Origin of the sequence: Streptococcus sp. 27098_8_99 (assembly GCF_041431935.1) — a bacterium.
In the GTDB taxonomy this organism is placed as follows: domain Bacteria; phylum Bacillota; class Bacilli; order Lactobacillales; family Streptococcaceae; genus Streptococcus; species Streptococcus parasanguinis_D.
Genome location: NZ_JAPVYQ010000003.1, coordinates 141,371 through 151,259 on the forward strand (window position 1 = coordinate 141,371; position 9,889 = coordinate 151,259).

7 protein-coding genes are annotated in these 9,889 nt (G+C 42.5%); 1 reads left to right on the forward strand and 6 read right to left on the reverse strand.

The window, feature by feature from the left end:
* Positions 1 to 8: 8 nt before the first annotated feature.
* From secA to manA, 4 genes are all read right to left on the reverse strand, one after another.
* Positions 9 to 2,528: a preprotein translocase subunit SecA gene (gene secA / locus O3605_RS03115; RefSeq protein WP_021153773.1), complete on the reverse strand. Its 2,520-nt coding sequence runs from the start codon at positions 2,526 to 2,528 to the stop codon at positions 9 to 11.
* A 174-nt stretch (positions 2,529 to 2,702) separates the two neighbouring features.
* Entirely contained in the window at positions 2,703 to 4,547 is a 1,845-nt protein-coding gene (gene kimA / locus O3605_RS03120) for a potassium transporter KimA (protein ID WP_049522853.1), read from the reverse strand.
* Positions 4,548 to 4,922: 375 nt separating this feature from the next.
* On the reverse strand, positions 4,923 to 5,663 hold the full coding sequence (locus tag O3605_RS03125; RefSeq protein WP_049523116.1) for a MerR family transcriptional regulator: 741 nt from the start codon (positions 5,661 to 5,663) through the stop codon (positions 4,923 to 4,925).
* 279 nt (positions 5,664 to 5,942) lie between these two features.
* A complete protein-coding gene (gene manA / locus O3605_RS03130) occupies positions 5,943 to 6,887 on the reverse strand; it encodes a mannose-6-phosphate isomerase, class I (RefSeq protein WP_371585243.1) in 945 nt (314 codons plus the stop codon).
* A 115-nt stretch (positions 6,888 to 7,002) separates the two neighbouring features.
* On the opposite strand from manA, the gene queG reads away from it, so the two are divergent.
* Positions 7,003 to 8,142, forward strand: a complete 1,140-nt coding sequence (gene queG / locus O3605_RS03135) for a tRNA epoxyqueuosine(34) reductase QueG (RefSeq protein ID WP_371585244.1) — start codon at positions 7,003 to 7,005, stop codon at positions 8,140 to 8,142.
* Between the two features lie 298 nt (positions 8,143 to 8,440).
* Here the strand turns inward: queG and O3605_RS03140 are convergent, their stop codons facing one another.
* The gene (locus tag O3605_RS03140; protein WP_371585245.1) at positions 8,441 to 9,067 is read right to left on the reverse strand and encodes a GNAT family N-acetyltransferase; all 627 of its coding nucleotides are present in this window, start codon (positions 9,065 to 9,067) and stop codon (positions 8,441 to 8,443) included.
* Between the two features lie 83 nt (positions 9,068 to 9,150).
* On the reverse strand, positions 9,151 to 9,666 hold the full coding sequence (locus O3605_RS03145; protein ID WP_371585246.1) for a phosphatase PAP2 family protein: 516 nt from the start codon (positions 9,664 to 9,666) through the stop codon (positions 9,151 to 9,153).
* Between the last annotated feature and the right edge of the window lie 223 nt (positions 9,667 to 9,889).

Genomic DNA, 9,889 nt, shown 5'->3' on the forward strand with positions numbered 1-9,889 from the left:
AGGACCTCTTAAAATTTACGTCCGTGACAGTTTTTGAATTTCTTACCTGAACCACAAGGACACAAATCGTTGCGTTTCACTTGTGACAAGTCAATATCTGCTGGAATATCTTGTTGTTGCGCTGCAATGTTGCGAGTCGCAGTTGTTGAAATGCTGTGTTCCGTACGTGGACGTTCTTGTTCGTGAATTTGGGCTTTCATCATGAGACGAGTCACATCAAATTCAATCGATCCAATCATATCGTTAAACATACGGAAACTTTCTGATTGGTATTCTACCACTGGGTTATTTTGCGCATACCCACGAAGTCCGACCGCATTTCGCAATTGATCCAAAGCATCGATATGGTCCGTCCACTTGCTGTCTACCACTCGAAGGATCAAGACTTTTTGGAATTCTTGCACAGACTCTTCGTCACGCAATTTCGCTACTTGGCTAGCATAGATTTCTTCTGCACGTGCATACAAGTAATCGATGACTTCCTTGTCAGATTTTCCTTCAATATCGCTTGCCGAAATCGTATCTTCCGGAACCAAATTGTATTTGGCAAAGTTCAGAATCGCTTCAACGCGTTCTTCCTTGCTTGAGTGGCTAGCCCCTTCAACAATCCGTTTGATGGTCCGTTTGATCATGGCCTTGATTTCAGGTGCCAAGTCACGGTTAGCTGTGATGACATCATAGCGTTCCGCGTAGATAATTTCCCGTTGTTCCCGCATCACGTCATCGTATTGAAGGACTTGTTTACGGGTATCGTAGTTGTTTCCTTCAACCCGTTTTTGTGCCCCCTCTACTTGACGGGTGAACATATTTGAACGGATCACCGATTCTTCTTCGCTCAACTTGAAGCGATCAAGCACTGCTTTGATCCGTTCAGAACCGAAACGACGCATCAATTCATCTTCAAGAGACAAGTAGAATTGAGATTCACCTGGATCCCCTTGACGTCCTGAACGTCCACGAAGCTGGTTATCAATCCGACGGCTTTCGTGACGTTCTGTCCCGATGACACACAGTCCACCGAGTTCGCGAACACCTTCACCAAGCTTGATATCGGTACCACGCCCGGCCATGTTGGTCGCGATGGTAACAGCACCACGTTGACCAGCGTTCATGATGATTTGCGCTTCTTTGTAGTGGTTTTTCGCATTCAAAACTTCGTGAGGGACACCTGCTTGAACCAACAATTGAGAAAGGTAATCACTGGTTTCAACGGCAACGGTACCTACAAGGACTGGTTGCCCTTTTTCATGACGAGACTTGACATCTTCTACAACAGCCTTAAATTTTGATTTCAAGCTTGGGTAGAGAAGGTCTGGATGGTCAATACGGGCAATCGGACGGTTGGTTGGAATTGGAATCACGCGAATGTTATAAATTTCACGGAATTCTTCTTCTTCGGTTTTCCCTGTCCCTGTCATCCCTGACAACTTCTTGTACATACGGAAGAGGTTTTGGTAAGTAATCGATGCAGATGTTTTGGTTTCTTCTTGAACTGGAACACCTTCTTTGGCTTCAATCGCTTGGTGAAGTCCATCAGAATAGCGACGTCCTTCCATGGTCCGACCAGTAAATTGGTCGACGATCAAGATTTCTTGATCTTCGCTGACCACATAGTCGATATCCAAAATCATGATGTAGTTGGCACGAAGGGCGTTGTCGATAAAGTGAGTCAAAGCTACATTTTCAATATCGTACAAGTTTTCAAGATTAAAGTAGCTTTCTGCTTTATCGATTCCTGAATCAGACAAACCGATGGTTTTAGATGGGACATCGATAATGTAATCGTCCTCTGTCAAGGTCTTCACATAAGCATCCGCCATGTGATAGAGCTGGCTCGTATCAGAAGCTGTCTGACCAGAAACGATCAACGGAGTACGCGCTTCGTCAATCAAGATGGAGTCTACCTCATCGACCAAGGCATAGTTCAATGGACGTTGAACCATGTTTTCTGCACGCACAACCATGTTGTCACGCAAGTAGTCAAAACCAATCTCTGAGTTGGTTGAGTAAGTGATATCACAGAGGTAAGCTTCTTTTTTCTCAGCTGGAGATTTTGCTGCAAGGTTGATCCCTACTGAAAGGCCAAGCCATGAGTAAAGTTCTCCCATCTCTGTTGCATCCCGCTCTGTCAAGTATTCATTGACGGTAACAACGTGCACCCCTTTACCAGACAAGGCATTCAAGTACACCGGCATGGTTGCTGTTAGGGTTTTTCCTTCCCCTGTACGCATCTCTGGAACGTCACCATGGTGAAGGACGATTCCCCCCATGACCTGAACCTTGTATGGGAACAAACCAAGAACCCGTTTTGCAGCTTCACGAACAACTGCAAAAGCCTCGTACAAGAGATCATCCAAAGACTCACCATCTTGGTAACGTTGCTTAAACTCAACTGTTTTCGCTTTTAATTCGTCATCCGTCAAAGCTGCCATTTGGTCTTCATAAGAAAAGACCTTATCAGCCATTTTTTCAAGGCGTTTGATTTCGCCTCGATCATTTTCAATAATTGTTTTTAATAAATTTGCCATTTTTTTCCTTACTTTGAATTTTTCAAAATCTAAAATGTTCTTTTTATTCTAGCATTTTTTTAACATTTTTTCAAGATCAAGGCTGTATCTTACAAGACTTTCGAGTGGTTTTTTTCGTGTGAGAAAATCCAAAAAGATGCCTGCTCAAGCAGACATCTTTTCTATATGCGATAGTTATTCAGACAAATGGTAAGAATAGCTTGCCACAACCACTTCTTCATGCCAACGAAGTGCATACTTCAATTTCAAACTCATTTGGTTGTGGAGAATATTTTGCCAATGTTTTTTAGGGATAAATTGAGGGACTAGGACTGTAACGGTGTTGCCTTTTTCCTTGGCCTCCTCAGCCACTTTTGAGACAAATTCAACTGTTGGCTGGATAATATCCCGGTAACTGGTCATGACATTTTCAAAGCGAATATGAGGGAAATAGTGCTTAAATTCTTCTGCTACCTCAGCGTCTTTAACCTTGGTTTCTTCCGTTGAGACGTGCATAGCTATAACATCGTTTCCTAGGCTATTTGCATAACTCATAGCTCCCACACTTACCTGAGTGACATTCCCAACAAGGACAATCACGGTATTGCCCGCATAACTTGTCTTTTCGATCTTACCTCCCAAGCGCAATTGAGCCGCAACTTTATCATAGTGATTACGGATACTCAAGAACATCCAAAGCAAGAGACCAATAATAGGGAAGAAGGGCCAGATCTCACGCAAACGGAATAATAAGAGGATCAAGACAATTCCATAACAGATGGCTGCCCCCAGGATATTGGCAAGCGAATACTTAAGAAATCCTTTTTGATATTGGCGTTTCCAGTGGATCACCATCCCTGTTTGAGATAGGGCAAAAGGAATAAAGACCCCAATGGTATAAAGCGGAATCAAGCTTTCTGTTTGCCCATCAAAAATCAAGAGCAAGACGATGGCACCAATCGCCAAGGTCAAAATCCCATTAGAATAGCCCAGACGATCCCCTTTTTCCATATACATGTGTGGCATGTATTTATTTTTAGCCATGTTAAAGGCCAACATTGGAAAGGCAGAGAATCCTGTATTAGCCGCAACTGCCAAAATCAAGGCTGTTGACAATTGGAAGACGTAAAAGAAGGCTTGTCCGACTGGGGAATTCCCTAAGATGGCTTGGGCCATTTGGGCTAGAGTTGTTATCCCTTTAGCTGGAACGACACCCACCCAGTAATTGAGGAAGGTAATCCCTGCAAACATGATCCCCAAAATCAAAGCCATAATGGTCAAGGTAGAGGCTGCATTCTTTGCTTTTGGTTTCTTAAAGAAAGGAACCGAATTGGAGATGGCTTCAACCCCTGTTAGGGAAGCAGATCCACTCGTAAAGGCCCGCAATAAGAGAATGACACTAACCCCTGAAATGGTTTGACCCACATGAGCAGTTGCGTTATAGGCCAAGTGACCCGTCAAGATTTGGATCACGCCATAGCCGATCAAGGCAATGGTACTGACAATGAAAAGGTAGACCGGAATCATCAACGATGTCGCTGATTCGCGTAGCCCCCGAAGGTTCATCAGCATCAAAATCAAGACCAACAAAATGGAAATGTGAAGATTATAAGGATGAAGAGATGGAATCGCTGACGTGATGGCATCTGCACCGGAAGACACAGATACTGCTACTGTCAGCATGTAGTCAACCAAGAGACTACCACCAGCGATCAAACCCGCTTTGGGAGACAAGTTCTCCGTAGTCACCATGTAGGCCCCTCCCCCTTGAGGGTAGGCATGAATGACCTGGCGATAAGAAATCGTTAAACTGGCTAGGAGAACCAGGACCACAATCCCAATCGGAATGGACCACCAAATAGCTCCTGCTGATACGGTCATCAAGACCAAGATAACTTGCTCTGGACCATAGGCAATAGAAGAAAGTGCGTCACTAGAGAGCATGGCCAAAGCCTGCATTTTCCCTAGCAATCCGCCTTCACCTTCTGCACCAGATTTCAACGGACGGCCAATAAACCATTTTTTCAATGTTGAAAACATAAAAAACTCCTTGAAAAAAGATCATGAGGCCGGGAATTCCCTGCCTCTTTTTCATAAAACTGGGGTTATTCTACTCTTTTTTTTCAAGACTGTCAACTGAAATTGTGAAATCTTCGTAAAGTTTTCATTGTGTTCATTTATCCAACCTCTCTTAGATCAGCCAGCTTCTTTTCAAATTGATCCAAGCAAAAAACGAGGCTAGGACAAAAATCCTAGCCTCTCAATTATTTTTGGATTGTCGAGCAAGACGCAGTGGTTGAGTGGGCTCTACTGCGCTGATTTCATCAGCTTTTACAGTCCTACTCAACTGTGCGGAGGTAGGACGACGAAATCGAATTCTAACGAATGACCGATTTCTGTCCCACTCTCTCTTTTTTATTTGGGTTGATGTGCCACATAGTGGGCAATGACATCCGAAGTGTACTGGGCTGTGCCAGCTCCAAACTTGTCGATGTTTTCCTTGAATTCTGGGTTATAGACATAGCCTTTGCCGATATGGCCAAAAACCTCTATAGAGCAGTCAAATCCATACGTTCGAATTGCTTCTAAAAGTTTAGCTGCCTGATTTTGATTTTCATTTGCGGATACGGATAGACCATCTTTGAGATTTTGCGCCAAAGTTTGAAAAACTTGGTTGAAGGCTTCCGTAGCCTCATCTTCACGCCCCTTTTGGCGCTCAAGCGCTTGGTCCATGACTTCTTGACCGTACTTCTCTACCGCCTCTTGCTGGTATTTTTGAGTATCTTGATAGCTAAATCCAGTGAATTTTTCCTCAATGGTCATTTTTCTTTCTCCTTTTTGTTCTTGAATGGTTTTTTGCAAGGTAGAAATCAAGGTATCCAGACGTTGTCTTTCTTGAGTCAAATAGTCCAACTGTTTGGTCAAATGGGGCAATAAGTTAGCTTTTTCTTCAGCTAAGAGTTCTGCTATTTGGTCTAAGGAAAATCCTAGATACTTGTAGTAGAGAATCACCTGTAATCGTTCTAAATCTTCTTGACTGTATGTCCGATAACCATTTTCAGATTTCACAGGAACGAGAAGTCCTATCTTGTCATAGTGGTGCAAGGTCTTGACAGAGACACCCGACAGCTCTGCAGCTTCTTTGATATGGTACATGATTTCCTCCTTGTACTCAATGAAAATCAAAGAGCAAACTAGGAAGCTAGCCGCAGGTTGCTCAAAGCACTGCTTTGAGGTTGTAGATAGAACTGACGAAGTCAGTAACATATATACGGTAAGGCGACGCTGACGTGGTTTGAATTTGATTTTCGAAGAGTATTACAAGGATAGTATAACCCCTCCCCTTAGGTCAGAGTCAAGGCTTAACATAAAAAAAGTTTTCAGATAAAAAAGGCTTGAGTTGTTTCACAACTTTTAACTCAAACCCTTTCTTTTTTATGGATGACTCACGATCAATTCTAAACCTTGCCCTTCCAAAGTCCAAGATTCAACATCGCTCGGTAAGATAAAGTGACTTCCTTTTCGAATAGGATAATCCTTTCCATCTACCGTCAATTTTCCTTCTCCGGCTAAGACGCTTAACAAGCTGTAATCAGCAGTCTTTTCAAAATCAGCTTTTCCAGTCAGTTCCCACTTATAAACGGTGAAGAAGTCACTTGCAACCAAGGTGGTCATTCGAAGATCATCGACAACAACTGTATCTGGATGACTATTTGCCGGCTCACCGATGTTTAACACATCAATCGATTTTTCCAAGTGAAGCTCCCGCAAGTTTCCTTGAGCATCCTTACGGTCAAAATCATAAACCCGGTAGGTGGTGTCACTCGACTGTTGGGTTTCAAGAATCAAAATTCCAGAACCAATGGCGTGCATGGTCCCGCTTGGCACATAGAAGAAATCTCCAGCCTTGACTGGAACCTTTGTCAGCAAAGCATCCCAGTTCTTGTCCTCAATTTGCTGACGGAGTTCTTCTTTTGACTTGGCATTGTGTCCATAGATAATCTCAGATCCTTCATCAGCCGCAATCACATACCAACACTCAGTTTTTCCAAGTTCTCCTTCATGTTCCATTGCATAGGTATCATCTGGGTGCACCTGTACACTGAGCCAATCGTTGGCATCCAAAATCTTTGTTAATAAAGGAAAGACAGGCTCTTTACGATTACTGAATAATTCCCGGTGCTCTTGATAGAGCTGATCCAATCCCATTCCTTCGTATGGACCATTGGCTACTTTAGAAACACCATGTGGATGGGCCGAAATCGCCCAAAATTCACCGACATGGTCACTCGGAATGTCGTAACCAAATTCCTCTTTTAGACGTGTTCCTCCCCAAATTTTTTCCTGCATCACTGAATGTAAAAATAATGGTTGTACCATAATATCCTCCTCACATTTCATGTTTCTATTATACAAAAAAAAGAAAGCTTTTGAAAGCCCTTCCTGATCGTTTCCTTTCTCGCCAGAATCTTCATTTTTGTGTATAATGGAAAAGATGACACTAAAAGAAAATATTATCCAACTGGCACATTCTATTGGGATTTCAAAAATTGGATTTACAACTGCTGATGACTTTGCTTATTTGGAAAAATCGCTCCGCTTGGCCGTTGAGGAAGGACGGAATTCTGGATTCGAGCATAAGAATATTGAAGAGCGCATCCACCCCAAATTAAGTCTCTCCTCCGCAAAGACGATCATCTCAATCGCTGTCGCCTACCCCCACAAACTCAAGCAACAACCTCAAAAAACAGCCTATAAAAGAGGAAAATTCACGCCCAACAGCTGGGGATTAGACTACCATTATGTCCTTCAAGACAAGCTCAACCGCTTAGCTGCTGGAATTGAAGAAATGACGCAAGATTTTGAATACAAGGGCATGGTCGATACTGGAGCACTGGTTGATACGGCTGTCGCCCAACGAGCTGGAATTGGCTTTATCGGAAAAAATGGCTTAGTCATTTCAAAAGAATACGGTTCTTACATGTTTTTGGGGGAATTGATTACCAATCTCGAAATTGAACCAGATCATCCTGTCGACTATGGTTGTGGAGACTGTCGACGTTGTTTAGATGCATGCCCAACCTCCTGCCTAATCGGAGATGGCTCTATGAATGCAAAACGCTGTTTGTCCTTCCAAACTCAGGACAAGGGCATGATGGACCTAGAATTTCGCAAGAAAATTAAAACGGTCATCTATGGATGTGACATCTGTCAGATTAGCTGCCCTTATAACAAAGGGCTGGATAATCCCTTGGCAACAGAAATCGATCCTGATCTGGCTCATCCAGAGTTGATTCCTTTTCTCGAGCTGTCAAACGGACAATTTAAGGAAAAATTCGGACATGTTGCTGGAAGTTGGCGAGGCAAGAACATCCTCCAGCGCAATGCCATCATTGCATTAGCCAATGCCAATGACCGCTCAGCCATACCTAAGCTCCTGAACATCATCGAAACTTCACAAAATCAGATTCATATTGCAACGGCTATCTGGTCCTTAGGGCAACTGCTTCGTGAAGTCACACCAGACCTTGTTGAGCTCTTACGGAATATCAAACATCCGACCGATGCTATCATAGAAGAACGAACTGCTTTCTTTGAAAAATTCGGCATTCAAGCAGATTCACAGCTACAATGAAAAAATACTAAGATTGTAACCTTAGTGTGAAGGCGTATACAAATTGCTATTTTATACAAATCTATTAACTTCTGTAAAAATAAAAAAATTTATTCGTTAGAATTATTCAATCATCAACTGAAACTTTCCGACGTGAGAAAAGCTCTTGAAACTTAATAGTTTCAAGAGCTCGGGAGTTTTGAGACCTTAGGCTCAAAACTAAGTCATGGAACTTCTTCGAAGTTCGCTGACGTCCGTACTCACCTAAGGAAAGTTTCTAAAATGACTTTGTCATCAATCTGACACTAAGGTTGTATCCTTAGTGTTTTTTTAGTTCTTTCAAGAAATACCAACTACCCATCTCTACTTGGTTAAAGCTAATCTCACTTGAATAGACTTCCTTGTAGCCATTTTTTGTGTAAAAATAGACATTTCCTTTGGTATTGGTATAGAAGGCTAGTTTTTCCCCTTTGATCTCTTCCAAGAAAGGCTCAATTCCTTCTGTCATAAAGCGACTGCCATAGCCCTGCCGTTGGTGTTTAGGGGCGACTGCGAGAAGCATCAAATACCAATCAAAATCTACATTTTCCTCCAATTCCTTATCCGTGTCCTCCATAAATTTAAAGTAGGACAACATATTCTTCAAGAAAATAAACTTGAGCAAACCGAATCCCCCATTTAAGAGATAGGCCCGAAAAGGAATCGGTCCCTTTTGCAACAAGGCTACCGCATAAATTTCATCGTTTTTTTCTGCCACAAGGCAAATATGGTGCTTGAGAAAAACCTTTACCAGGATGCGCATCATTGCCTCAACAAAGGCAGGATATTGCTTGGGATCCCGAACCAAATCCTTGATGACTTTTAAAAATAGATAGTCCTCAAAGGCTGTACTGGCTACTCGAACCACCTGATCCAGATCTGCTTTTTCTGCTTTTCTGTACTTCATCTTCTCTCCTATTCTAAGTCCACTTTCCAGTATACACTATCCCTCGCTCTTAGACAAAGGTCAATTTTCAGCAATTTGTTCATTCAAGCCAGCAAAAAGAGTCCTCCCCAAACGAGTCCTAGCCCCCAAGCGACGAGGACATCCTTGGGATAATGAACCCCTCCAAGAACTCGGACAAGGGCTAATAGAAGAGATAGGAGCATCGAGCACATTCCAAACGGAAGCGACAACTGACAGACACACATAGAAATAATGGTCGCCGAAAATACATGTCGGCTAGGAAAGGAATGTCCAGATGAATTCTTTTCTAATAAGGGTTGAATCTCCCATTTTTCATAAGGTCTTGGAACATTGACCCAATGACGAAAGAGGCTAAACAAGACAAAACCCGAAGCAGGGATCCAGATAAAAGGCCAGATTTCTCCCATTGAAGTTTTCTTTAAAAACAGCCAACAAAAGACCAGGCCGTAGATGCCTGGCATCACGAAAGTCAGGATTCGATTCATCCTTTGAAGAACCTGCACACGATGTGGCTTTCTCGTAAAAGGCAGGGTTAGCCAACGATAAAATTTCGGATAATCTTGAAGATTGGGCTTCATGTTGGCACTCCTGTCTATCATCTCATTTTTGTACTACTAGTATACGCGATCCTAAGAAAGCCTGTCAAGCCAGGCTTCTTTTTTATCCTTTCTTTCTTCTTTTTCACATGATTTAGCACTAAAATCTGATGATTTATCATTTTTCTGTCTCCAAGAAACGTCTTTTCCATTACTATTATCGATAAAAAAATGAGGCTGGGACAAAAGTCCTAGCCTCTTAATT

What these genes read in the sequence shown, in the direction of transcription:
- secA (WP_021153773.1), bottom strand. Translation starts at nt 2,528, where the DNA reads ATGGCAAATTTATTAAAAACAATTATTGAAAATGATCGAGGCGAAATC.
- kimA (WP_049522853.1), bottom strand. Translation starts at nt 4,547, where the DNA reads ATGTTTTCAACATTGAAAAAATGGTTTATTGGCCGTCCGTTGAAATCT.
- O3605_RS03125 (WP_049523116.1), bottom strand. Translation starts at nt 5,663, where the DNA reads ATGTACCATATCAAAGAAGCTGCAGAGCTGTCGGGTGTCTCTGTCAAG.
- manA (WP_371585243.1), bottom strand. Translation starts at nt 6,887, where the DNA reads ATGGTACAACCATTATTTTTACATTCAGTGATGCAGGAAAAAATTTGG.
- queG (WP_371585244.1), top strand. Translation starts at nt 7,003, where the DNA reads ATGACACTAAAAGAAAATATTATCCAACTGGCACATTCTATTGGGATT.
- O3605_RS03140 (WP_371585245.1), bottom strand. Translation starts at nt 9,067, where the DNA reads ATGAAGTACAGAAAAGCAGAAAAAGCAGATCTGGATCAGGTGGTTCGA.
- O3605_RS03145 (WP_371585246.1), bottom strand. Translation starts at nt 9,666, where the DNA reads ATGAAGCCCAATCTTCAAGATTATCCGAAATTTTATCGTTGGCTAACC.